The sequence below is a fragment of the Chromatocurvus halotolerans genome (genome assembly GCF_004340525.1).
Classification (GTDB): Bacteria; Pseudomonadota; Gammaproteobacteria; order Pseudomonadales; family Halieaceae; genus Chromatocurvus; species Chromatocurvus halotolerans.
In genome coordinates this window covers 1-23,995 of sequence record NZ_SLWX01000026.1, presented here as the reverse complement: position 1 = coordinate 23,995, position 23,995 = coordinate 1, and the positions used below count along the sequence as shown (strand labels likewise).

General features: G+C 63.5%; 27 protein-coding genes and 1 tRNA gene. 16 read left to right on the top strand and 12 right to left on the bottom strand.

The window, feature by feature from the left end:
- Positions 1-273: 273 nt before the first annotated feature.
- The 11 genes from glyA (at position 274) to ribA (ending at position 8,810) form a co-directional block, all read left to right on the top strand.
- Positions 274-1,566, top strand: coding sequence for a serine hydroxymethyltransferase (glyA, locus tag EV688_RS16795; RefSeq protein ID WP_117318811.1), 1,293 nt, complete (start codon positions 274-276; stop codon positions 1,564-1,566).
- 24 nt (positions 1,567-1,590) lie between these two features.
- Positions 1,591-2,070, top strand: a complete 480-nt coding sequence (gene nrdR, locus EV688_RS16790) for a transcriptional regulator NrdR (protein ID WP_117318813.1) — start codon at positions 1,591-1,593, stop codon at positions 2,068-2,070.
- 3 nt (positions 2,071-2,073) lie between these two features.
- Entirely contained in the window at positions 2,074-3,216 is a 1,143-nt protein-coding gene (ribD, locus tag EV688_RS16785) for a bifunctional diaminohydroxyphosphoribosylaminopyrimidine deaminase/5-amino-6-(5-phosphoribosylamino)uracil reductase RibD (protein WP_240624394.1), read from the top strand.
- Positions 3,217-3,219: 3 nt separating this feature from the next.
- On the top strand, positions 3,220-3,879 hold the full coding sequence (locus EV688_RS16780) for a riboflavin synthase (protein WP_117318815.1): 660 nt from the start codon (positions 3,220-3,222) through the stop codon (positions 3,877-3,879).
- Positions 3,876-5,021, top strand: coding sequence for a 3,4-dihydroxy-2-butanone-4-phosphate synthase (gene ribB, locus EV688_RS16775; protein ID WP_162883942.1), 1,146 nt, complete (start codon positions 3,876-3,878; stop codon positions 5,019-5,021). Before EV688_RS16780 ends, ribB begins: the two co-directional genes overlap by 4 nt.
- A gap of 4 nt (positions 5,022-5,025) precedes the next feature.
- On the top strand, positions 5,026-5,499 hold the full coding sequence (gene ribH / locus EV688_RS16770; RefSeq protein WP_117318817.1) for a 6,7-dimethyl-8-ribityllumazine synthase: 474 nt from the start codon (positions 5,026-5,028) through the stop codon (positions 5,497-5,499).
- Positions 5,500-5,949 carry a transcription antitermination factor NusB gene (gene nusB / locus EV688_RS16765; RefSeq protein ID WP_117318819.1) on the top strand — a complete coding sequence of 150 codons (450 nt, stop codon included), beginning with the start codon at positions 5,500-5,502 and terminating at the stop codon, positions 5,947-5,949. It abuts the gene before it with no gap.
- Positions 5,949-6,872, top strand: coding sequence for a thiamine-phosphate kinase (thiL, locus tag EV688_RS16760; RefSeq protein ID WP_117318821.1), 924 nt, complete (start codon positions 5,949-5,951; stop codon positions 6,870-6,872). Before nusB ends, thiL begins: the two co-directional genes overlap by 1 nt.
- A gap of 42 nt (positions 6,873-6,914) precedes the next feature.
- Positions 6,915-7,421 (top strand): phosphatidylglycerophosphatase A family protein, encoded by a 507-nt coding sequence (locus EV688_RS16755; protein ID WP_338065953.1) that lies wholly within the window; start codon positions 6,915-6,917, stop codon positions 7,419-7,421.
- Positions 7,422-7,483: 62 nt separating this feature from the next.
- Positions 7,484-8,113 (top strand): retropepsin-like aspartic protease family protein, encoded by a 630-nt coding sequence (locus tag EV688_RS16750; protein WP_117318871.1) that lies wholly within the window; start codon positions 7,484-7,486, stop codon positions 8,111-8,113.
- Positions 8,114-8,216: 103 nt separating this feature from the next.
- Complete coding sequence (gene ribA / locus EV688_RS16745) at positions 8,217-8,810, top strand: GTP cyclohydrolase II (RefSeq protein WP_117318825.1); 594 nt, start codon at positions 8,217-8,219, stop codon at positions 8,808-8,810.
- A gap of 27 nt (positions 8,811-8,837) precedes the next feature.
- Here ribA and EV688_RS16740 read toward each other — a convergent pair whose 3' ends face one another.
- From EV688_RS16740 to yrfG, 5 genes are all read right to left on the bottom strand, one after another.
- A complete protein-coding gene (locus tag EV688_RS16740) occupies positions 8,838-9,770 on the bottom strand; it encodes a polyprenyl synthetase family protein (protein WP_240624395.1) in 933 nt (310 codons plus the stop codon).
- Positions 9,751-10,026: an exodeoxyribonuclease VII small subunit gene (xseB, locus tag EV688_RS16735; protein ID WP_117318829.1), complete on the bottom strand. Its 276-nt coding sequence runs from the start codon at positions 10,024-10,026 to the stop codon at positions 9,751-9,753. Before xseB ends, EV688_RS16740 begins: the two co-directional genes overlap by 20 nt.
- A gap of 108 nt (positions 10,027-10,134) precedes the next feature.
- On the bottom strand, positions 10,135-12,072 hold the full coding sequence (dxs, locus tag EV688_RS16730) for a 1-deoxy-D-xylulose-5-phosphate synthase (protein ID WP_117318831.1): 1,938 nt from the start codon (positions 12,070-12,072) through the stop codon (positions 10,135-10,137).
- A gap of 89 nt (positions 12,073-12,161) precedes the next feature.
- A complete protein-coding gene (locus EV688_RS16725) occupies positions 12,162-12,554 on the bottom strand; it encodes an RNA-binding S4 domain-containing protein (protein WP_117318833.1) in 393 nt (130 codons plus the stop codon).
- The gene (yrfG, locus tag EV688_RS16720) at positions 12,551-13,216 is read right to left on the bottom strand and encodes a GMP/IMP nucleotidase (RefSeq protein ID WP_117318835.1); all 666 of its coding nucleotides are present in this window, start codon (positions 13,214-13,216) and stop codon (positions 12,551-12,553) included. The genes EV688_RS16725 and yrfG overlap by 4 nt, the downstream gene beginning before the upstream one ends.
- Before the next feature lie 72 nt (positions 13,217-13,288).
- Between yrfG and cysQ the strand changes: the two genes are divergently transcribed.
- Entirely contained in the window at positions 13,289-14,140 is an 852-nt protein-coding gene (gene cysQ, locus EV688_RS16715; RefSeq protein WP_117318872.1) for a 3'(2'),5'-bisphosphate nucleotidase CysQ, read from the top strand.
- Between the two features lie 72 nt (positions 14,141-14,212).
- Entirely contained in the window at positions 14,213-14,464 is a 252-nt protein-coding gene (locus tag EV688_RS16710) for a YdcH family protein (RefSeq protein WP_117318837.1), read from the top strand.
- Positions 14,465-14,472: 8 nt separating this feature from the next.
- On the opposite strand, the gene EV688_RS16705 is transcribed toward EV688_RS16710, so the two are convergent.
- The 7 genes from EV688_RS16705 to EV688_RS16675 are packed head-to-tail and all read right to left on the bottom strand — an operon-like array spanning position 14,473 to position 21,795.
- Entirely contained in the window at positions 14,473-14,814 is a 342-nt protein-coding gene (locus EV688_RS16705) for a hypothetical protein (RefSeq protein WP_117318839.1), read from the bottom strand.
- A 9-nt stretch (positions 14,815-14,823) separates the two neighbouring features.
- Positions 14,824-15,762, bottom strand: a complete 939-nt coding sequence (locus EV688_RS16700) for a hydroxymethylglutaryl-CoA lyase (protein ID WP_117318841.1) — start codon at positions 15,760-15,762, stop codon at positions 14,824-14,826.
- Positions 15,759-17,759 (bottom strand): acetyl-CoA carboxylase biotin carboxylase subunit, encoded by a 2,001-nt coding sequence (locus EV688_RS16695; protein ID WP_117318843.1) that lies wholly within the window; start codon positions 17,757-17,759, stop codon positions 15,759-15,761. The genes EV688_RS16700 and EV688_RS16695 overlap by 4 nt, the downstream gene beginning before the upstream one ends.
- Entirely contained in the window at positions 17,756-18,574 is an 819-nt protein-coding gene (locus EV688_RS16690) for an enoyl-CoA hydratase/isomerase family protein (RefSeq protein ID WP_117318845.1), read from the bottom strand. The genes EV688_RS16695 and EV688_RS16690 overlap by 4 nt, the downstream gene beginning before the upstream one ends.
- A gap of 16 nt (positions 18,575-18,590) precedes the next feature.
- Complete coding sequence (locus tag EV688_RS16685) at positions 18,591-20,198, bottom strand: carboxyl transferase domain-containing protein (protein WP_117318847.1); 1,608 nt, start codon at positions 20,196-20,198, stop codon at positions 18,591-18,593.
- 8 nt (positions 20,199-20,206) lie between these two features.
- On the bottom strand, positions 20,207-21,376 hold the full coding sequence (locus EV688_RS16680) for an isovaleryl-CoA dehydrogenase (protein ID WP_117318849.1): 1,170 nt from the start codon (positions 21,374-21,376) through the stop codon (positions 20,207-20,209).
- Positions 21,373-21,795, bottom strand: a complete 423-nt coding sequence (locus EV688_RS16675; protein WP_117318851.1) for a MerR family transcriptional regulator — start codon at positions 21,793-21,795, stop codon at positions 21,373-21,375. Before EV688_RS16675 ends, EV688_RS16680 begins: the two co-directional genes overlap by 4 nt.
- A 140-nt stretch (positions 21,796-21,935) precedes the next feature.
- On the opposite strand from EV688_RS16675, the gene birA reads away from it, so the two are divergent.
- The 3 genes from birA (at position 21,936) to EV688_RS16660 (ending at position 23,797) form a co-directional block, all read left to right on the top strand.
- The gene (gene birA, locus EV688_RS16670) at positions 21,936-22,910 is read left to right on the top strand and encodes a bifunctional biotin--[acetyl-CoA-carboxylase] ligase/biotin operon repressor BirA (RefSeq protein ID WP_117318853.1); all 975 of its coding nucleotides are present in this window, start codon (positions 21,936-21,938) and stop codon (positions 22,908-22,910) included.
- The gene (locus EV688_RS16665) at positions 22,907-23,674 is read left to right on the top strand and encodes a type III pantothenate kinase (RefSeq protein ID WP_117318855.1); all 768 of its coding nucleotides are present in this window, start codon (positions 22,907-22,909) and stop codon (positions 23,672-23,674) included. The genes birA and EV688_RS16665 overlap by 4 nt, the downstream gene beginning before the upstream one ends.
- 47 nt (positions 23,675-23,721) lie before the next feature.
- Positions 23,722-23,797, top strand: a tRNA-Thr gene (locus EV688_RS16660).
- Positions 23,798-23,995: the final 198 nt, after the last annotated feature.

Genomic DNA, 23,995 nt, shown 5'->3' with positions numbered 1-23,995 from the left:
CCCCCCCCCCCCCCCCCCCCCCCCCCCCCCCCCCCCCCCCCCCCCCCCCCCCCCCCCCCCCCCCCCCCCCCCCCCCCCCCCCCCCCCCCCCCCCCGCCCCACCGCTCGATGCTCCGGCCCGAGCCATCCCCGCCCCGCCCCTGAACACCAACACAGGAAGGACCAACCCCCCGATGCACCCGAAGTCCCCACCCACTTACCGCACAGCCCCGTTTTCGCTAGAATAAGCCCCCTTCGCATACCAGACATCGCCCGCAGGCAAGGAACCAGACCATGTTCGATCGCGATATGACCATCGAAGGCTTCGACGACGAGATTTTCGCTTCCATCCAGGCCGAAGAGCGCCGTCAGGAAGAGCACATCGAGCTGATCGCCTCCGAGAACTACACCAGTCCACGGGTCATGCAGGCGCAGGGTTCGGTGCTGACCAACAAGTACGCCGAGGGCTACCCCGGCAAGCGTTACTACGGCGGCTGTGAATACGTCGACGTTGCAGAGGAACTGGCCGTGTCGCGCGCGAAAGCACTGTTTGGCGCCGATTATGCCAATGTGCAGCCACACTCCGGATCCCAGGCCAACGCCGCCGTGTTCCAGGCGCTGCTCAAGCCGGGCGACACCATTCTTGGCATGAGCCTCGCCGATGGCGGCCACCTCACCCACGGTGCCAAGCCGAACTTTTCCGGCAAGACCTACAACGCCGTGCAGTACGGGCTCGATTACGCTACCGGTGAAGTGGACTACGCGCAGGTTGAAGCCCTGGCGAAAGAACACCAGCCGAAAATGCTCATTGCGGGGTTTTCCGCCTACAGCCGCGTCATGGACTGGGCGCGCTTTCGGGCAATTGCCGACAGCGTCGGCGCCTGGCTGCTTGTGGACATGGCCCATGTCGCCGGGCTGGTGGCGGCGGGCGTGTATCCCAACCCCGTTCCTCACGCCGATGTGGTGACTTCGACCACCCACAAGACCCTGCGCGGACCCCGCGGTGGGATCATTCTGGCGCGCGCCAACCCCGATCTTGAAAAGAAATTCCAGAGCGCGGTTTTCCCCGGTGGACAGGGTGGACCGCTGATGCACGTGATTGCCGCCAAGGCCATCAGCTTCCTCGAGGCCCAGTCGCCTGAATTTGTGAAGTACCAGGAGCAGGTGGTGCGCAATGCCCGCGCCATGGCAGCGACCTTCATGGAGCGCGGCATCAATATCGTATCGGGCGGGACCGACAACCACCTCATGCTGGTGGACCTGATCGGCAAGCCCTACACCGGCAAGGACGCGGATGAAGCCCTCGGTCTTGCCAACATCACGGTCAACAAGAATGCGGTGCCGAACGACCCGCGCTCGCCCTTCGTGACTTCCGGGCTGCGTGTGGGTACGCCGGCAATCACGACGCGGGGCTTCGGCGAAAAAGAGACACGTGAGCTGACGCACTGGATGTGTGACGTCCTTGCGGCGCTGGAAGCCGATGACGCGCACGCCACCATTACAGAGGTGAAGGGCAAGGTTCTGGAAATCTGCGGCCGCTTCCCGGTCTACAGCCGCGCCCGTTCGGCAGGTGCGGCTGCGGCCTGATCGGCAAAGCCCGGAGGGCGTGAAGTGTATTGTCCGTTCTGCGCCGCCGAAGACACCAAGGTCATCGATTCGCGACTGGTCGCTGACGGGGTGCAGGTGCGTCGGCGCCGCGAGTGCCTGTCCTGTCACGAGCGTTTCACGACCTATGAAACGGCGGAACTGGTCATGCCGCGTATCATCAAGCAGAACGGCAATCGAGAGCCCTTTGACGAGGAGAAGCTCCGGGCAGGTTTTCAGCGCGCACTCGAGAAGCGCCCGGTTTCGGTAGAGTCCATCGAGTCCGTGATCAGCCAGATCAAGCATTCCCTGCGGGCAACCGGTGAGCGTGAAATCAACTCCCGGGTGCTTGGCGAGCTGGTCATGGACAGCCTGAAACAGCTGGACCAGGTGGCTTATGTGCGCTTCGCTTCTGTGTATCGAAGCTTCCAGGATATTGCGGAGTTTCGCGATGCCATCGAGCGTCTTGAGGCCGAACCCCGCAGACCTGTCGACAGCGACGCCTGATTCGTGATCGAGGACGACGGCAGTGCCCGCGATCGGGTGATGATGGCGCGCGCCCTGGTGATCGCCAGGCAGTCCCGCTTCATTGCCGCTCCCAATCCCCATGTCGGCTGCCTGCTGGTAAAGGGCGATACCGTGATCAGCGAGGGCCGCACCCAGTATGCCGGGGAGGCCCACGCCGAGATCATGGCCCTGCGGGCTGCCGGTACCGCCGCGGCAGGCGCCACGGTCTACGTCACGCTGGAGCCGTGTTCACATCACGGCAGGACGCCACCCTGCACCGATGCCTTGATCGAGGCCGGCGTCGCACGGGTGGTAGCGGCGATGGAGGATCCGAACCCGCGGGTGTCCGGTCGGGGACTTCAGCGTCTGCGGGAGGCCGGTATCCGGGTGGAGTGTGGTCTTCTTGCCGAGCAGGCGGAGCCCATTATCAAAGGCTTTGTCCTGCGTATGCGGCGCGGCCGCGGTCGCGTGCGCGCCAAGCTCGCCATGTCGATGGATGGACGCACGGCCATGGCCTCGGGCGAAAGCCAGTGGATTACCGGTGCGCCGGCACGCGCCGACGTGCAGCGACAGCGCGCCGCCAGCTGCGCGATCCTGACCGGGTCGGGGACGGTGCTTGCCGACAACTGTGCGTTGACTGTGCGGCCGGAGAGCTTCGCCGACACGCTGGGAGAGGCGCAGCCGCCGGGAGTACGACAGCCGCTGCGCGTGGTGCTGGATTCCCGGCGGCGTGTGCCGGCCACGGCGCGTATCCTGTCGGCGGATGCGCCGACGCTGTTGCTACACGCCACGGATGCGCCCGCCGCGGCGCTGCCGGCCCATGTCGAGCAGGTGGCGATCCCCGAAGGAGCCTCCGGGCTGGATCTCACCACGGTCATGCGGGAGCTGGCGACGCGGCAGTGCAATGAGATTCTGGTAGAATGCGGCCCGACGCTGACCGGCGCGCTGTTGCAGGCTGGTCTGATTGACGAGCTCATTGTCTACATGGCGCCGTGCATCATGGGCAGTTCCGCACGACCTCTGCTGCAGCTGCCGCTGGACGCCATGTCGGACAAGGTGAAGCTGACCACCCTCGACGTTCGCCGCGTCGGCGAAGACTGGCGTTTCACCCTCGTTCCGAGTGCGTCGCGCCAAACAAAGGAGTAACGCATGTTTACCGGTATTGTGCAGGCGGTCGGTGAGATCGTCGCGCTGGAACCACGTGGGGGAGACACGCGCCTGCGTGTGCGGACGGGAAAACTGCCGCTGGACGATGTCAGCCCCGGCGACAGCATTTCCACCAGCGGCGTCTGTCTTACCGTCGTCGATCTCCCGGGTGATGGCTACTGGGCTGATGTCTCGGTAGAGACTCTCAACTTTACCACGCTGGGCGATCTCACCCCGGGCTCACCTGTCAACCTGGAAAAAGCGCTGACACCCATGACCCGACTCGGTGGACATATTGTCAGTGGGCATGTCGACGGCGTTGGCGAGGTGGTCCGGCTGTATGAAGAGGGGCGCTCCTGGCGCGTGGTTCTGCGCGCGCCCGACGACCTGGCCCGCTACATCGCCAAGAAAGGCAGTATCTGTGTGGATGGCACCAGTCTTACCGTGAACGGCGTCAACGGTGCCGAGTTTGACCTGAACATCATTCCCCAGACGATGGCGGAAACCGTCTTCGGCACTTATGCCGTGGGGTCGAAAGTCAACCTGGAGGTCGACGTGATCGCGCGTTACCTGGAGCGTCTGGTGCTCGGCGATGCCGCGGCGCAGCCCGGCTCTGCCGGCGTCACCCTGCAGACGCTGGCGGACAACGGGTACCTGGCATGAGTCCTGGACTGCAGGAGGACAGCATCAATACGGTTGAGGAACTGCTCAGCGATATCCGCCTCGGCCGCATGGTGGTGCTGCTGGACGATGACGGCGACGCGCGCAACGAGGGCGTGGTCGTTGTGGCGGCCGAGCACTGCACGGCGGACCACATCACCTTCATGGCGCGCCGCGCCCGCGGTCTCGTGTGTCTTGCGCTGACGCGAGAGCGCTGCCTGCAGCTCGATCTGCCGCCCATGGTTGACAATGCCGATTCCGAGAACGCCAGTTTCACGCTGTCCATCGAGGCGACCGAGGGCATTGATACCGGCATCTCCGCCGCCGATCGGGCGCATACCGTGCGGGTGGCGGTCGCGCCCCATGCGGCGCCGTCAGATATTGTTCAGCCCGGGCATATCTTTCCGCTCGCCAGTGCTCCGGGCGGCGTGCTTACCCGGGCGGGCCATACCGAGGCCTCTGTCGACCTGGCAAGAATTGCCGGGCTGCACCCGGCGTCGGTCATTACCGATGTGCTCACGGATGCCGGCGAACTTGCGGGCGGGGTGGAGCTCGTGGCGTTTGCCCGCGAGCACGGCCTGAAGATCGGCACCGTCGCCGACCTCATACACTACCGGCTCATGAACGAGCGCACGATCGAGCCGGTACGCGAGGGTCGCCTGCAGACGGTTTACGGTGCGTTCGATCTCAAGGTCTATCGTGACCAGACAGCGGATGATCTGCACCTGGCGCTTTACTGCGGCGACATCAGTGCCGATGCCCCGACGCTGGTGCGGGTACACGCGCGGGCAACGCTGCGCGACCTGCTCGGCACCGATCTGCAGGGAACCGACTATTGGCGCATCGGCGACTGTCTTGCCCATATCGCCCGGGAGGGCAAGGGGGTCCTGGTACTGCTCGCCCGTCGCGAGACCGATGAGCAGCTGCTGCACAGTGTCGATCTTGCCCTTGGCACCGATCGCGGGACCGACAGTGAAACGACGGATACCTATACGACAGTGGGTCTGGGTTCGCAGATTCTGCGGGACCTGGGCGTCGGCAGAATGCATCTGCTGGGCGCCCCCATGAAGTACAATGCCATCTCCGGCTTCGGCCTGGAGGTGCTGGATTATGTGCGGCCGGCAAAGCACGGCGGCGGGGAGTGAAACCATGAGTACGATGACAACATACGAGGGTGCGCTGACGGGTAACGACGGCAGCTATGCCCTCGTGGTGGGGCGCTGGAACAGCTTTGTCGTGGAGCATCTGGTGGATGGCGCGATTGACACCCTGCGGCGCCACGGCATCGATGACAGGCAGCTTACGATAGTGCGCGTGCCGGGCGCTTTCGAGATCCCGCTGGTGTGCCAGCGACTGGCCGCCAAGGGCGGGTACGATGCCATCATCGCGCTGGGCGCGGTGATCCGTGGCGGTACGCCGCATTTCGAGCATGTTGCCGGTGAGTGTACCAAGGGAATATCGCAGGTCAGCCTGGAGCACGGCGTGCCGATTGCCTTTGGCGTCCTCACCGTCGACTCGATCGAGCAGGCCATAGAGCGGGCGGGCACCAAGGCGGGCAACAAGGGTGCGGAGGCGGCGACATCGGCGCTGGAAATGGTCAACCTCTTCAAGCAGATCGGCTAGATGGCCGGCGACCACAACCTGCTGGCGGCTCGTCGCCGCAAGGCTCGCCACTACGCGATGCAGGCACTGTACCAGTGGCATATGGCGCATGCTGCGGTGAATGTCATTGAGGCGGAATTTCGCAGCGATTACGACTTCGGCAATGTCGACCTGGAATATTTCCAGGCGCTGTTGCACGGTATTCCTGCCTGCGTCGACGAACTGGACAGCACCTACGAACCGCTGCTCGATCGGCGCCTGAATGAACTCGACCCCATTGAACGCACGCTGCTGCGCATGGGCACCTGGGAGTTGAGGGAACGTATCGATGTTCCCTACCGGGTAGTGATCAACGAGGCGGTGGCTCTGGCCCGCAAGTTTGGCGCGACGGATGGCCACAAGTACATCAACGGCGTTCTCGATCGTCTGTCCCGCGATCTGCGCAGCGTGGAAGTGTCAGCGCAGAACTGATGGCGGGCGGCGAATTCGAGCTGATAGCGCGCCATTTCTCTGCCTTTGGTCGGGGGCCAGGTGTCGTCCTCGGTGTCGGCGATGATGCGGCGGTGTTGTCCGTCCCCGAGGGCTGCGAGCTGGTGACATCTGTCGATACGCTGGTTGAAGGGGTACATTTTCCGGAAGACGCCTTTCCCGAGGATATCGGCTATCGCTGTGTGGCGGTGGCTGCGAGTGACCTGGCCGCGATGGGCGCAAGTCCCCTGGCCACGACTCTGGCCCTGACCCTGCCCGAGGCAGATGACTTCTGGCTGCACGCGTTCAGCGAGGGCATTGGCCAGGCCTGTTCCGCCTTTCACCTGCCGCTGGTTGGCGGCGATACTACCCGGGGTCCGCGGACAATTTCCGTGCAGGTGTTCGGCGTGATCGAGCGTGGCAGGGCGGTACGCCGCAGCGGCGCCCGACCCGGTGATGCCGTTTTCGTGTCCGGCACGCCTGGCGATGCAGCGGCGGGGCTGGCAGTGCTTCAGTCCCGCTGGCAGCCCGAGCCGGATCACGGCGAGTACCTGCTCGGTCGCTACTACCGACCCACGCCGCGGCTGGTGCTCGGTGTGCAGCTGCCCGGTATCGCGTCAGCTGCGATCGATGTTTCTGATGGTCTGCTGCAGGATCTCGGGCATATCGCAGCGGCCAGCGGCTGTGCGATTGAAATCCTGGCGGAACAGCTGCCACTGTCAGCGGCACTGCAAAGTCACCCTGATCGTCAGCAGCAGTTGGCCTGGGCGCTCAGCGGCGGCGATGATTACGAGCTGTGTATTACGCTACCTCAGGACCGTCGCCCCCCGGGAGGATTCACGCGGATAGGCAGCGTGCGGGAGGGCCAGGGCGTTGTCTGCGAAGCCGCGGCGGGTCTCGAACAGGCGGGTTACAGGCATTTCTGAAGTGGATTACACTGCCCTCCCCAGCATGATCCAGGTGATCGCGTGACGACAGGCAACAGCTCCGCGATGCCGAGGCCCTTTCGCAGCCCGGTACAGTTCTTGGCGTTCGGCTTTGGTGTCGGCCTGTCGCGCTGGGCCCCGGGGACGCTTGGCACCCTGGTCGGCGTGCCCCTGTACCTGTGTTTTGCGCAATCGCCCCTGTGGCTGTACACCGCTATCGTGCTGGTTGCTGGCATAGTGGGTATCTGGATCTGTGGCCGGGCCAGTGAAGAACTCGGCGTTCACGACCACTCGGGGATTGTCTGGGACGAATTCGTCGGACTGTGGATCGCGCTCTGGGCCGTGCCCGCGGAACCCGTATGGATCGTGCTCGGTTTTGTGGTTTTCCGGATTTTCGACATCGCCAAGCCCTGGCCCATTGGCCCCCTGGATCGTCACGTGGAGGGTGGCTTCGGCATCATGATCGATGATGTGGTGGCGGGGATGTTCAGCTGTGCGACGCTGCATCTGGCGGTCCTTCTGGCGCAGGAAAGCGGGGCACTGGCGTGAGGGCAATGCCGGGGGTGGGCTGTCTTGCCGGGCAGGTCGCTGCGGGAGGGCGGCGCATCAGGATGCTGCTTTTCCTCTGTGCCGCTGCCGGGCCTGGTCAGAACGCCGTGGCTCAGGCACAGGTGAGCGTCGAGGCGCTGATGCCCGGCATGGTGGTGCTGACGATCGACGGCAAGCGGCATACCCTGAGGCGGGGCGCCAGCGCCGCCGGCGTGACGCTGATTGACGCCACCGCCGAGGAAGCGTTACTCGAGATCGCCGGTGAGCAGCGCAGCCTCGGCGTGTCCGATCGCGTCAGCGCTGCATTCACGGAGCCCGGGGTGCGACAGATCGATATTCCCCGCAATGATCGCATGCAGTACCAGACCACCGCGTTGATCAACGGGCGACGCACTGACGTGCTGGTGGATACCGGCGCCAATATTGTCGCGATGAACGCCGCCCAGGCGCAGCGGCTGGGAATCCCCCCGGGAGCCGGTCAGGCGACGCGGGTGGAGACTGCGGGCAACACGCTGGTGGGACGCTCGGTCAATCTCGACTTTGTCGATGTCGGGGGAATACGGGTCGACAATGTACGTGCCACGGTGCTGGAGGGTGACTACCCGCGCATGATCCTCCTTGGCATGACCTATCTCGAGCATGTCAGTCTGCAGGAGCGTAACGGGATTCTATCGCTGTCACGCGACTGGTGAGGGTGATGCCGAACTCCGGGCCGGCGATGACCGGCTGTGCGGATGTCGCTACTGTCTGTCGCCCTTGGTAGACTAGGCGATTACATCATTGCAGGTTTGCCGTGTGTTAGTCCGTTTTGTTGCGTCATCCCGTCTCCCCACCGAATGGGGCGACTTCCTCATGCATGGCTTTGAAGATCCCGCGTCGAACAAGGAGCATGTGGTTCTCACCATGGGCGATTTCGACAACGGCGAACCGGTGCTGTCCCGTATACATTCAGAATGCCTGACCGGTGATGCCCTGTTCAGCCTGCGCTGTGACTGCGGAAATCAGCTGCGCACGGCACTGCAGGCGATCGCCGAGGAGGGCAGGGGAGCGCTGTTCTATCTGCGACAGGAAGGTCGCGGCATCGGTCTGCTCAACAAGATCAAGGCATATCGGCTACAGGATGCGGGCGCGGACACGGTTGAAGCCAACGAGCGTCTCGGCTTTGGCGCGGATATGCGCGATTACAGCCTGCTCGGGCCGATGTTCGCACATCTTGGCATAACCTCGGTTGATCTGATGACCAACAATCCGCGCAAGGTGATGGCGCTCTCCGATCTGGGTATCGAGGTGCGCCAGCGTCTGCCGATAGAGACGAGCAGCAATCCCCATAACGAGAAGTACCTGCGCACCAAGGGCGCCAAGCTCGGCCACATGTTCCGCGCCGACTGAGGATGGCCCCCCGTCGGGCTGACGACACTAGTGCTTGCGCGCCACAATGAAGCGGGCGACCTCACGCAGGGGGTCGGCCCGTGAACCCAGAGCGTCCATGGCAGCAAGAGCGGCGTCGAGCAGTCGGCCGGCTTCCGCCCGGGCGCCATCGAGTCCCAGAAGGCTGACATAGGTCGCCTTGTGGGCGGCCTCGTCCTTGCCACCCGTCTTGCCGAGCGTCGCGCTGTCGCTCTCCACATCCAGAATGTCATCAATCACCTGGAACGCCAGCCCGATGTGCTGCGCGTAGGCATCCAGGGATTGAAGCTGCTGCGACGTACCACCGGCGGCAATGCCGCCGAGTGCCACGGCAGCGCGTATCAGGGCGCCGGTTTTCATCGCATGCATTGCCTGCAGTTCATCTAGGTCCAGGTCTGTGCCGGTTGCCTCCATGTCGCGGTACTGCCCGCCAACCATACCGCTGAACCCCGATGCCTCCGAGAGGCGTGCAATCATTTCGACACGCTGTTCCGACGTTAACCCGGGCGCCTGGGTAATCATGGAAAATGCCTGCACCTGCAGGCCGTCACCGACGAGAATGGCGGTGGCTTCATTGAAGGCGCGGTGCAGTGTGGGGCGGCCTCGACGCAGGTCATCGTCGTCCATGGCCGGCAGGTCGTCGTGGATCAGCGAGTAGGTATGCACCAGTTCCAGGGCCAGGGCGGCGTAATCCAGTGCCGGCGGCGCCCCGTCCGCGATCACCGCCGCCGCCCGGTAAACCAGTATTGGCCGGATACGCTTGCCCTCTCCGGCAATGGCGTAGTCGATGGCAGGGACGAGAGTCCTGGGGACCGCGCTGTCACGGTAGCTTACCAGCAGTTCGCCCGCCATGAGCTGTTGCATGGCGGTATCGAAGCGCTGCAGCTCCCGGTCGAAGGTCATGGGGTGTACTGGCGGGCTGTCATCGCTCGCTGTCGCCATCCTCAGCCGGGATGAGTGCTGAGGCCTGCGGTTCGCCAGTGCTGCTCTCCGTAAGAAGCTGTACCTTCTGCTCTGCCTCACGGAGCATTGTCTGGGCCTGGCGGGTGAGGCTGATGCCCTCCTCGAAATCGGCGAGAGAGGCTTCGAGGGGCTGCTCTTCCGATTCCATGCGCTGAAGAATCTGTTCGAGCTTCAGGAGGGTGGCTTCGATGGATGGGTTGTCCCCGGTTTGCTCTTTCTGACGTTTCGTGGCCATGGTTCTTTCAGGTTCGGGCTGGAGCGCAGAGGCTATCACAATGACAGGCATCAAAGGAGCCGGTCTTGCCGCTGTTACCTTCCCCCCAGTGCAAGGATGTCCAGGGCCTTATCGGCCAACGGGAACCGTCTGACGCAGAACGCTGTCCAGCACTTCCGGCTCTTTCATTCTGGCGACGGCGTCATAGATACCTTCTGCGCTGAGACCCGCCAGGGCGCGGAGCGCCTGCTGGTCACCATGCTCCTGGAAATTGTCGGGGATGCCCAGCACAATCACGGGGGTGGCCACGCCATTGGCGTGCAGTAATGCCTCGACGCCACTGCCTGCGCCGCCAGCCGACGCATTTTCTTCAACGGTAACGAGCAACTCGTGAGCGGCCGCGGCTTCCAGCACCAGCGCCTCGTCCATCGGTTTGACCCAGCGCATGTCGATAACAGTGGCGTCCAGGGTTTCCGCGGCCTGCAGGGCCTGATCGAGCAGGGCGCCAAAGTTGAGGATGGCAACGCTGTTGCCCTTGCGGGTCATGACGCCCTTGCCGATTTCCATGAGGGACATGGTGTTCTCGATCAGTTCACCGCTGCCGTTGCCGCGGGGGTAGCGGATGGCGGCGGGGCCTTCGTGCTGATAGGCGGTGTACAGCATCTGGCGACATTCATTCTCGCCGGAGGGTGCACCGATTACCATATTGGGTATACAGCGCAGGTAGCTGAGATCGAAGGCGCCGTGGTGAGTTGGTCCGTCCTGGCCCACGAGCCCCGCCCGATCTATGGCGAAGGTTACGTCCAGATTCTGCAGTGCAACGTCGTGTATCAGTTGATCATAGGCGCGCTGCAGGAAGGTGGAATAAATGGCGACGACCGGTTTGACGCCATCGCAGGCCATGCCGGCAGCCAGCGTTACCGCGTGCTGCTCTGCAATGGCGACATCGTAGAATCGATCCGGATAGGTCCTGGCGAAATCGACCATGCCCGAGCCTTCGCACATTGCCGGGGTAATGGCGATGAGACGGTCGTCCTCACGCGCCATATCGCAAAGCCAGCGACCAAAGACATCCTGGTATTTGGGTGGCTTGGGCCTGGGCGAAGCAGGGGCGGGTGTTGGCGCGATTTCCTTGCGCGACTCAATCTTGTTGATGGCGTGGAAGCCGATGGGGTCGGCCTCAGCTGGCTTGAAGCCCTTGCCTTTCATGGTGCAGATATGCAGGAACTGGGGACCCTTCAGGTCGCGCATGTTTTCCAGTGTCTGCACCAGCTGTGGCAGGTCGTGACCGTCTATCGGACCGATGTAGTGCCAGCCCAGCTCTTCAAACAGCGTGCCCGGTGCCACCATGCCTTTCATGTGCTCTTCGGTGCGCTTCACCAGGTCCCAGGCCGGCTTGATCTTTTTCAGGACCTTCTTGCTGCCCTCGCGCATGGTGATGTAGGTCTTGCTGGCCCAGAGTTTCGCAAAGTAGGCGGCCAGGCCACCGGTGTTGTAACCGATGGACATCTGATTGTCGTTCAGCACGACCAGCATATCCGGTCGGACATGCCCGGCATGGGCGAGGGCCTCGAACGCCATTCCGCCGGTGATGGCGCCATCACCAATAACGGCAACGGCGCGTCGGTTCAGGCCCTGGGCTCTCGCCGCCAGCGCCATGCCCATGGCAGCGGAAATGCTGGTGGACGAGTGGCCGACGCCAAAGGTGTCGTATTCGCTTTCGCTGCGCTTGGGGAAGCCGGAAAGGCCTCCCGCCTGCCGCATGCTGTGCATTCGCTGCATGCGTCCGGTAAGGATCTTGTGCGGATAGGCCTGGTGGCCGACGTCCCAGACAATGCGGTCTTCCGGTGTGTTGTAGATGTGGTGCAGGGCAATAGTCAGTTCAACCACACCGAGGCCGGCGCCGAAGTGGCCACCCGACTGACCGACGCTGTAAAGCAGGTAGGCGCGAAGATCGTCGGCCAGCTGCAGCAGTTCATCGGCTGACAGTTCCCGGATGTCGCGGCCGTGGTCCACCTCGTCGAGCAGGCGGGTTTCGGGGCGTGTTGCTGGGATCTCTGAAAACATGGCGTAATAGTAGCGTAATTTTTATTCAGTGTGACCAGTTTTACGGCGGGTTTGCCCGCCTGGATGTCGTTGTCTGTCGCGCTGACTGGTCAGCCGTCACGGAAACGGTGTATCTGGCGGCGTTCCTTTTTATTGGGTTTGCGTACCGGGCGCTCCAGCATGCCGCCCGCGGCCTTGCGTGCAGCGGCGGCACTCTCCCGCCGCTCGATGCTGTCAGCGCTTTCCTCATACAGGGCCTGTGCCTCCGCGGCGCCGCGGCGCTGGTCGGAAACGGCAATGACGGTAACATCTTTTTCGTCCCAGCCCTGGCGTATGCGCAGTCGGTCGCCAACGTTGACTTCCCTGGATACCTTGACCCGATTGCCGTCGAACTGCACCTTGCCGCCTTCAACCGCGGCTTTTGCCAGGCTGCGGGTCTTGAAGAAGCGCGCAGCCCACAGCCACTTGTCGAGTCGCACCCCGTTCTTGACGTCGCCGCTCATGTCGCGTTGCCTGTGGGCATGATTTCATCAAAGTGGTGAATGCCCGGGAAGCGGGTATCGAGCCGTTTACCCTGCTCGCTGTCGGGCTGGAGCAGGGTAAGGAGGTGGGCGATACCGTATTCGCGGGCGGTATCCAGCACGCTTTCGCTGTCGTCGATAAAGAGTGTCCGGGCCGGATTGAAGGGGTGCTGTGACTGTAACTGCTCCCAGAATGCCAGCTGCTCTTTCGCAGCCCGATACTGGTGTGACACCACCACGTGGTCGAACCATGGCCGGATGTCGATTTGCGCCATCTTGATGTCCAGCGTCACCGGATGTGCATTGGTAACGAGCAGGGTCGTTCTCGGGCCGGCATGCAGACGCTTGAGGAACTCCAGGGCAAACGGCCGGATGCGGATCATGTGACGGATTTCCCGCTTCAGGGCGGGTATGTCGAGCTGCAGCTGCTCGGACCAGTGATCAAGGCAATACCAGTCTAGCTGTCCGCGTTTGGCGTCCAGTTTGCCGAGCAGTTCCATCCTGCCGTGTTCATCAGAGAGTCCTCGTGATCGGGCATAGGCCACCGGCAGATACTCCAGCCAGAAGTGGTTGTCGTAATGCAGGTCGAGCAGCGTGCCGTCCATGTCGAGCAGCACGGTGTCGATGTCGTTCCAGTTGATCATTGGGTTCCTTCAATGGTTTGCCGGCGACCCGCGGGCGGTATGGGGACAGTGCTATAGTCTACCGCGATGAGCATGTCGATCCCCAGCCCCCTGCCCCCGCACACCGTGGATGCCCTGTTGACCCTCTGCGCCGAGGCCGGTGAGCTCATCGTGCGGGAGTATCACGGCGCGCAAGCCGACGAGTATCGGGAAAAATCCGATGATTCGCCCATTACGCGCGCCGATGTTGCATCGCATCACTGTCTGGTTGATGGCTTGCGCAGACTCCTCCCGGATATTCCGGTTCTGTCCGAGGAGTCTCCGGGCGATGCGATCGCGCAGCGACATCACTGGCAGCGGCTGTGGCTGGTGGACCCGCTGGATGGAACCCGGGAATTTCTGCAGCGCACTGGCGAATTCACGGTGAATCTGGCGCTGGTCGAAGACGGTGCGCCACGTCTCGGCATTCTGTACCTTCCCCTGGAACAGCTGGCCTATCTGGGTATACCGGGGGTGAATGGCTGGCGCTGTCGACGCCAGGGGGAGGGCTGGACGCGCCGGATTCTGACACCAAGAGGCCTTGTCGCTGCCAAGGGCGTGACGGTCGTCGCCAGTCGCAGGCACCGCAATGCCCTTCTGGAGCGCACGCTGTCGCTGCTCGCAGAACGCTCGGGACCGATCGAGCGGCTGAACAGTGGCAGTGCGCTGAAGTTCACCCAGCTGGCAGACGGGAAAGGGGACTTCTACCCGAGATTCTCGCCCTGCAGCGAGTGGGATGTTGCGGCGGGTCAGGCCTTGCTGGAATCGGTGGGCGGAGCGGTTCTCGGCCTTGATGGCCGACCGCTGCGTTATAACGCCCGTGAAACCCTCCTGAGTCCTCATTTTTTTGCCATGGCCGATGCCAGTGCGCCGCTTTGGGCAGAGCTGCTTGCCGATCTGGGGTGACGCTTGTGTCGCGACGGGCTGCGGGTATAGTGTCAATCACCAACTGGGAGACGAGATGTATGGCAGAATGTTATGCGCTGGCCGCCGGGTAACGGGCAGGGACCGGATTCCCTGACGCCGGCAGCAAACGAGGTCATGACGCCGGAAATGCGATTGCGCCAGCTGCAGGCGCGGCATAGGGCGCTAGACAACAAGATCAGTGAAATGCAGGGATTTCCCTACCAGAACCATATCCTGCTGCAGCGGTTGAAAAAGGAGAAACTGCGTCTGAAGGACTGCATCGCCCAGCTGAAAGACGAAATCATCCCCGACCTCGATGCCTGAGCGGCGCGTCAGTGAGTGGGCCGGTGACGCGCCTTCCACAGGAGGAACAGTGCAGACAGGGCGATGATCAGGTCGACAACGGTGCGCAGCTGCTCCCATTCCAGCACCGGCAGAGGGTTCCAGGCGTACAGTGCGCGCGAGGCGGGCATGAGCGCTGCGGCGAACAGCGCAAAGCGAGAAACGCCGAAGAGGCCCAGGGCGAGCATCAGGTAGACACATCCGGCAAACGCCACGCCCAGCACGGGAGCGCCCAGCTCGAGCACCCACAGCAGTGAGATCTGACCGGTCCCCGAGATGCCTGTGAGTAGCGCGATGGCGTGGCGCAGGGGCGTGCCCTGGGTAACAGGCATGTCGCGGTATCAGCGCGTTGCCGCAGCGTCTTGCGCCCGGGCGTCGCGGCGCCGCGTGCGCGCGGTCGCAACCCGCGACGCGTTCTCCCGGGCAAGCGCGGCCGAAATGGCATTGCCGGCGGCGACCAGGCGATCCAGGTCAATCCCGGTGTCAAATCCCATTCCGTGCAGCATATACACCACATCCTCTGTCGCGACATTGCCCGTTGCGCCGGGTGCGAAGGGACAGCCGCCGAGGCCTGCCACAGCGGCGTCAATGCGGCGCAGACCGCACTGCAGCGCAATCAGAATATTCGCCAGTGCCTGACCGTAAGTGTCGTGACAGTGCGCGGCGAGTCGATGCGCCGGAATGTCTGCAAGCAGCAGCTCGAGAAGTGCCTGCATACTGCCGGGAGTGCCAACGCCAATGGTGTCTCCCAGCGACACCTCGTAGCAGCCCATGTCCAGGAGCCCGCGGGTGACCCGCTCGACCGCGTCGGGACTGATGCTACCTTCATAGGGGCAGCCCAGAACGCATGATACGTAGCCGCGGACGGGAATACCCGCGGCCGTTGCCTGCGCGAGTACCGGCTCGAAACGCTGCAGACTCTCGGCGATGCTGCAGCGGATATTGCGCTGCGAGAACGACTCGGAGGCGGCTGCGAATACCGCGACCTCATCGACCCTTGCGGCCATGGCGCGCTCCAGGCCGCGGATATTCGGTGTCAGTGCGGTGTAGGTGACGCCCGGCACCCGCCTGAGCGTCGCAAACAGCGCGTCACTGTCCGCCATTTGCGGGATGGCGGTCGGATTGACAAAGCTGCCCGCTTCAATGGTGCGAATGCCGGCGCCGGCAAGGTCGTCGATGAGTGCCAGCTTGGTGGTCAGGGGTACCGGCGTCTGCTCATTCTGCAGTCCGTCCCGGGCGCCCACCTCGACAATGGAAACCTGCCTGTCTGTCGCCGTCATTCTGTGTCCTCCGCGAGGAAGTCCGCCAGGCTGGCGCCGCCGTCGACCAGGTCGCCGGGGGCAAACAGAAAGCGCTCCAGAATGCCGTCAGCAGGCGCCCGCACCGTATGCTCCATTTTCATCGCCTCCATGATCAGCAGGGGTGTACCCGACACCACGCTGTCACCAGGCTCGACCAGCAGCGTCACGATGGTGCCGTTCATGGGTGCGCTGAGTGCGCCACCGGCGTCCTCTTCACTTGCCGCATGCTCGTCGTCGACTTCGTGGAATTCGACCGTGTGGCCAGGAAACACCAGTGAGTAGTGAGCGTCATTGCGTATCAGCGTACCGCGCCGCCGGTGCCCATCGATCGTGATATCCAGGCGAGTTTCCTGCAGCGCGCCGGAAACGGTGGTTTCCTCGCCGTCGGTGATGACCCGAAAGTCCTGCTCGCGCTGTTCCACCCGCAGGCTGTGTACGCTGCCGTGGTAGCGGAGCGTCAGCCGATGCATGGCGGGGGCATTCGTGCGCCAGCCGCTGGTCAGTCGCCAGGGGCTGCCTGGATCGCCATGTTGGTCGGCCGCCTGTGCCCGCTCATGCTGGCGGGAGAGCAGTACCGCCACTGCGCCGCTGGCGAGATCGCCCACGGCGTCGGTTTCCAGATGCCGGAAAATGGTCGCCTCGTGGCGCGCGATAAAACCGGTGTCAATGTCGCCCTCGCTGAAGGCGTCCACCTCGATAAGCCGATAGAGAAAGTCCAGGTTGGTCACCGTACCTGCAACGTGGAAACCGCGCAGCGCAGTGCGCAGTCGATTCAGGGCCTGCTCGCGGGAGCTGTCCCAGACCACCAGCTTGGCAATCAGCGGATCGTAGTAGGGGCTGATGCTGTCGCCGCTGCGCACGCCCGTGTCGACGCGCACGTGCGCGTTTTCCGCGGGCAGCATCAGCTGGCTGATGCGGCCTGTGGCGGGAATGAAGTCCTGCGCCGGATCCTCGGCGTAGATGCGTGCCTCGAAGGCGTGGCCGCTGAGCCGGATATCCGCCTGGGCGAGCGGCAGGGGCTCGCCCTGCGCCACGCGCAGCTGCCATTCCACCAGATCCTGTCCGGTGATCATCTCAGTCACGGGATGCTCAACCTGCAGGCGGGTATTCATTTCCATGAAGTAGAAACGACCGTCGTCATCCAGCAGGAACTCCACCGTACCGGCACCGCGGTAATCGATAGCGCGGGCCGCATCTACCGCTGCGGCGCCCATCGCGCTGCGCAGCGTATCGTCGACGCCGGGCGCCGGCGCTTCCTCGAGCACTTTCTGGTGACGGCGCTGCACAGAGCAGTCGCGCTCCGCGAGGTATACGGCGTTGCCGAAATTGTCGCAGAACACCTGCACCTCGACATGGCGGGGTCTGGCCAGGTATTTCTCTACCAGCATGCGGTCGTCGCCAAAGCTGGCGCGGGATTCCCGGATGGCTGCCTGCAGCGCGGTCTCGAACTCTGCATCGCTATCGGCAATGCGCATGCCCTTGCCGCCGCCACCGGCGACGGCCTTCAACAGCACCGGATAGCCAATGGCTTGCGCTTCACTGCGCAACAGCGATGCGGTCTGCTCCTCACCGTGGTAACCCGGGATCAGCGGCACGCCGGCATCGCCCATGATGCGCTTGGCGGCTGACTTTGATCCCATAGCATCGATGGCGCTGGCGGGCGGCCCGATGAACAGTAGCCCGTTGTCCTCGCACTGTTGCGCGAAAGCGGCGTTTTCAGAGAGGAATCCATAGCCCGGATGGATGGCGGTAGCGCCGGTGCGCTGTGCCGCCTCGATAATGCGCTCTCCCCGCAGGTAGGATTCCCGCGCTGGCGAGGGCCCGATCCACACGGCTTCATCTGCCAGGGTAACGTGCAGGGCGTCGGCGTCGGCATCCGAGAACACGGCGACAGTGGCAATGCCCATCCGCCGCGCCGTCCTGATGACGCGGCAGGCAATCTCGCCGCGGTTGGCGATCAGCAGTTTGGTGATCATTCGTCGTTTCCCTCACTGGTTCTCCAGGCTGGTGGGCGTTTCTGGAGAAAGGCCTTCAGCCCCTCCTGGCCTTCGTCGGACACGCGCAGGCTGGCGATGCGCCGGCAGGTTTCCCGGATCAGTTCATCGTTCGCGGGCAGGCCGCAGATTTCCGTGATGAGATCCTTGGCGGCGCGCACGGCCTGTGGGCTGTTATCCAGCAGGGTGTCACACAGCTGGGTGACGGTCGCGTCGAGATCCTCCGGCGCGACAACCTCGCTGACAAGGCCGTGGCGCAGCGCGCAGTGGGCATCGAACGCCTCGCCGGTCACGAAAAGCCGACGCGCGGCGCGTTCGCCAATGGCGGCAATAACGTAGGGTCCGATGGTCGCTGGGATCAGACCGATGCGGACTTCGGAAAGTGCGAAACGCGCGGTGCTTGCGGCGATGGCAATGTCGCAGCAGCTGACCAGGCCGACGGCGCCGCCGAAGGCCGCTCCCTGAACCTGGGCAATGGTTGGCTGTGGGACCTGTCTCAGGTCATGCAGCATGCCCGCGAGATCCTCGGCATCCCGGAGATTGTCATCGCGGTCGAAGTCCGCCATGCGCTGCATCCAGGCGAGGTCGCCACCGGCGGAAAAATGTTTGCCGTTGGAGCTGAGCACAATGACCCGCACCGAGGCATCCTCCGCAAGCTGATTGAACGCCTGCCTCAGAGTGCGAATCATGCTGTCGTCAAAGGCATTGTGCTTGTCCGGGCGGTTGATCACGACGTTGGCGACGCCGCGCTCAGTGATGCGCGTCTGTACAGTTGCCGAATCCAGTGTCTTTTCCATGGTGAAATCCGTCCTGTTACATGCGGAAAACGCCGAACCGGGACTCCGGTACGGGCGCGTTCAGGCTGGCGGAGAGCGCGAGAGACAGTACGGTTCGCGTGTCGGCGGGGTCAATGACCCCGTCGTCCCAGAGGCGCGCCGAGGCATAGTAGGGGTGTCCCTGCTTCTCGTAGAGGTCGAGAATCGGCTGCTTGAAGGCCTGCGTCTCGGCATCACTCATTTCGCGCCCGTCGCGGGCGAGCTGATCCTGCTTGACCGTGGCCAGCACGCCCGCAGCCTGCTCCCCGCCCATCACGGAGATGCGCGCATTGGGCCACATGAACATGAACCTGGGGTCGTAGGCCCGGCCGCACATGGCGTAGTTGCCGGCACCGAAGGATCCGCCGATGATCACGGTGAACTTCGGGACATCGGCGCAGGCCACTGCGTGGACCATCTTGGCGCCGTGTCGCGCGATGCCGCCGGCCTCGTACTGTTTCCCCACCATGAAGCCGGTGATGTTCTGCAGGAAGACCAGTGGAATCCGGCGCTGCGCACAGAGTTCGACGAAGTGCGCGCCTTTCACCGCGGATTCGCTGAACAGAATACCGTTGTTGGCGACGATACCCACCGGGTAGCCGTGCAGCCGTGCGAAGCCGCACACCAGGGAGGTGCCATACAGCGCCTTGAATTCGTCGAATTCCGAGCCGTCCACGACGCGTGCGATGATTTCGCGAATATCGAAGGGCTGGCGGGTGTCTGCCGGAATAATGCTGTAGATGTCGGTTGCCGGATAGGCGGGTTCCCGTGCCGGCTGCACGTCGATATCGAGGGTCTTGCGGCGGTTCAGGCGAGCTACGGCGCGCCTCACCAGGGTCAGGGCATGGGCGTCATCCTGCGCCATATGGTCGGTGACGCCGGACTGCCGGCAGTGCACATCGGCGCCGCCCAGTTCCTCCGCATCGACGACTTCGCCGGTCGCGGCCTTCACCAGCGGCGGGCCGCCGAGGAAGATGGTGCCCTGATTGCGCACGATGATGGCCTCGTCGGCCATCGCGGGCACGTAGGCGCCACCGGCGGTGCAGGACCCGAGCACGGCAGCGATCTGCGGTATGCCCTTGGCGGACATGCGGGCCTGGTTGTAGAAAGCGCGGCCGAAGTGTTCGCGGTCGGGAAACACCTCGTCCTGCAGCGGCAGGTAGGCGCCGCCGGAATCCACCAGGTAGAGGCAGGGCAGGTGATTCTCCTCGGCAATGAACTGCGCGCGTGCCTGCTTCTTCACGGTGAGCGGGTAGTAAGTGCCGCCTTTGACCGTGGCGTCGTTGACGAAGATCATGCACTCAATCCCGCTGACCCGACCGATGCCGGTAATCAGTCCGGCGCAGGGCACATCGTCGTCGTAGACCTTGTAGGCTGCCAGCTGGGACAGCTCGAGAAAGGGGCTGCCGGGATCCAGCAGGGCGTCAAGCCGCTCCCTGGGCAGCAGCTTGCCGCGCGAGGTGTGCCGTTCCCGTGCCTTTTCCCCACCTCCCAGGCTGATCTGTGAGACGAGCTCGCGCAGTTCGTCGACCTGACTCTGCATCGCGCTGGCGTTGCGTGCGGCGTCTTCTGAACTCAAGTCCAGCTTGCTGGTAATCCGGTTCATAGCGCCCCCTAGGCCGAGGCCGAGTAAAGTTCACGGCCGATCAGCATACGTCGTATCTCGGACGTGCCGGCGCCGATCTCGTACAGCTTGGCGTCTCGCAGCAGACGACCGGCGTTGGCCTCATTGGTGTAGCCATAGCCCCCAAGGGCCTGTATCGCCTGCAGCGCCATCTGCGTGGCCTTCTCGGCGGTGTAGAGAATGACCGCGGCGCAGTCCTGGCGAGTTTCCTCGCCGCGGTCGCAGGCCGCCGCCACCGCATAGAGATAGGCGCGACAGGCGTTCAGGTCGGCATACATATCGGCCAGCTTGCCCTGCATCAGCTGGAACTCACCGATCGGCTTGCCGAACTGCTGGCGGGTGTGCAGATAGGGCAGGACTTCATCGATACAGGACTGCATGATGCCGACCGGGCCGCCCGAGAGCACGGTGCGCTCGTAGTCGAGGCCGGACATCAGAATTCGCACGCCATCGCCCTCACTGCACATGACGTTCTCTGCCGGGACCCGGCAGTCCTCGAAAACCAGTTCGCAGGTGTTCGATCCGCGCATGCCCAGCTTGTCCAGCTTTGGCGAGCGCGAAAATCCCGGGAAGTCGCGCTCGACCAGAAAGGCGGTGATGCCGCGGGAACCGGCGGCAGGGTCAGTCTTGGCGTAGATCACGTAGACATGGGCATCGGGCCCGTTGGTGATCCACATCTTGGTGCCATTGAGAATGTAGTCGTTCCCCTCCCGGCGGGCGGACAGGCGCATGCTCACAACATCCGAGCCGGAGTTCGCCTCAGACATGGCGAGCGCGCCAACGTGCTCGCCGCTGCAGAGTTTTGGCAGGTACTTCTGTTTCTGGGCCTCGCTGCCATTCTTGTCGATCTGGTTCAGGCACAGATTCGACATGGCACCGTAGGACAGACCGACAGAACCCGAGGCACGGCTGATTTCCTCCATCACCACCGAGTGCGCCAGGTAACCCATGCCACTGCCACCGTAGGCCTCATCCACGGTAATGCCCAGCAGGCCCATGTCGCCCAGTACGCGCCACAGATCCTGCGGGAAGGCGTTTTCGCGATCGATGTCTGCCGCACGGGGTGCTATTTCCCGGGCACACATCTGCTGCACTGACTGGCGCAGCATGTCGATATCCTCACCGAGGCCAAAATTCAGTGTCGGGTAGCCGCTGTTCATCCTGTTCTCCTGGTTTTTGCAAGTGGTGATTCGGGTGCCGACGCTTTCTCCGCCAGCGCGGCGCGACACAGGCCGTCGACTTCGCGCAGGCTTTCAAGCATGGCATCGATATCAGCGCGCTGCCTGATCATCTGTGCGCGTCGCTCGGCGATCCGCTCGATGAGGGCCTGCAGCTGCACGGCGTTGTTGCCGCTGGGTTCGTACATGTCGATGATCTCGACGCTCTCGGCCAGGCTCAGGCCAATGCGCTTGCCGCGCAGGATGAGCTTGATGCGCACGCGGTCAGCGCCGGTGTAGCGACGTTGCTGTCCGATACGTCGCGGGCGGATAAAGCCGCGCTCTTCGTAGAAGCGGATCGTCCGCGGGGTGATCTCCAGTTCGCTGGCGAGTTCGGAAATGCTGTAGGTCTTGTCACTCATGCTGCGTTCCTTGCGGACGTTCAGGGACTGTAACTGACCTTTACGTTTACGTAAAGGTCAGGACTGGGTCCTGTCGAAGCCGGCGCGCCGCTGCAGGTGTCTCTGTTATTATGGCACCAGCAATCATCCGGGATATGTCTATGCCACAGGCGGATCTACTTGCGCGGCTTGCCGATGGCGAGTTCCACTCTGGCCAGTTGCTGGCCAATGACATGGGTGTCAGTCGCACCGCGATCTGGAAGCAACTCGCCCGCCTCGAAGGGCTGGGCCTGCAGCTGGAGTCCGTCCGCGGCAGGGGCTACCGGATTCCCGGCGGTCTGGACCTGCTCAGCGAGGAGGACATCCGGCGCGGGCTGTCGGGGGATGTGGCGAACCTGGCAGCAGAGATCGCTGTGCTGTCGGTGGTCGATTCCACCAATTCCGAACTGCTGCGCCGCAGCGTATTTCCCCCGGGTCAGTCGCTTATCTGCACCGCTGAACAGCAGCAGTCTGGCCGTGGGCGCCGGGGCCGTGACTGGGTCAGTCCGTTTGCCCGCAGCGTCTACCTGTCAATGACCTGGGATTTCGCGCAGGGCGCGGCTGCACTTGAGGGTCTGAGTCTCGCGGCAGGGGTCTGCGTCGCCCGCGCCCTCAAGGCGACCGGCATTGCAGGCCCGCAGCTGAAGTGGCCGAACGATGTGCTGCACGACGGTAGCAAATTGGGGGGCATTCTGATCGAGATGACGGGGGACGCGGCGGGTCCCGCGCGGGTCGTGCTTGGGGTTGGCGTCAATGTGGCCATGCCCGCCGCCGCGGCTGATGGCATTGATCAGCCGTGGACGGATCTGGCGACGATCGCGGGGCGCGATCTGCCGTCGCGCAGCGCCGTGGTTGCCGAGCTTCTGAATGCCCTGCTGCCGATGCTGGCTTCGTTCGAGCAGACCGGTTTTGCCGCCTGGCGTAAAGAGTGGAGCACGCTGGACGCGCATGCCAACAGGCCGCTAACGGTGACCGTGGGATCACAAAATACGGCCGGCATCGGGCGGGGTGTGAATGACCGGGGCGCGCTGCTTCTTGAAACGTCGACCGGCACCCTTCCGGTGTTTGGGGGCGAGGTCTCAGTGCGAGCGTCATGATCCGTCGCGAAGACCGTAATGTGCTGCAGATCGATCTTGGCAACAGTGCGCTGAAGTGGCGTATGGTCAAGGACAATGTCGTTCTTGACCGTGGAATACAGCCGCTTGCGGGCGACGCGGCATGGCATCTGAGTGGCAGCAGCCTTGCGCCCTCCGAAGTGCTTGTTGCCAGCGTTGCATCCGAGGAAAACGAGCGACAGCTGACAGCGGAAATTCGTCAGCGCTGGTCCTTGGAGCCGTGGTTTGCCCGATCAGAGCCGGAAACGCTCGGGTTACGCAACAGTTACGCCGATCCGGGGCGAATGGGGACAGACCGCTGGCTCGCCATGCTGGCTGCCTGGTATCCCAGGCGGGAGCGCGTCTGCGTGGTGGATGCCGGTTCCGCCCTGACCATTGATCTTGTTGCGGCGAGTGGCCAGCACGAAGGCGGCTATATTCTTCCCGGCGCGGACCTTATGCAGCATGTTCTGATGCAGAGGACGCAGCGCGTGCGCTTCGATGACGTGATTGTGCCGACCCTGGCGCCGGGCCTCAGCACCGCAGAGGCCGTCTCTCATGGTGCCGCTCTCGCCCACTGTGGTGCAATTCAGCTGGCGGTCAGGATGGCCTCGGCTGACGGCGCATGCAGGCCCCATCTGGTCGTCTCCGGCGGTGGCGGCAGCGCGATCGTCGCGCTGCTCGAAGACGTGGCTGAGTTCAGGCGCGATCTGGTTTTTGAAGGACTTGCCCTCGCGGCGATTGCGCGAGCGGACAACATTGTCTAACATCCGCGTTCGCGACGGCGGTAGCACTAAGAATCGCCGCGCACACGGCTGGCGTAGCTCAGTAGGTAGAGCAGCTGATTTGTAATCAGCCGGTCGGGGGTTCGATTCCTCTCGCCAGCTCCAATTTTTAATTAAAATTCAATTAGTTGCAGCGATATCGAGCAGCCTTTGCTCTTAGTCACTCTTTCAGTGCTACGTTGGTGCTACGCTTCTGCCCTAGGACTGTCCCTCTGCGTCAAGATAGTTGCCGCCTCCCTTACAATGGAGGCAGAGGGCAACGAGGTGACGCATGGCACGTTACAGCAAGACATTCAAAGCTCG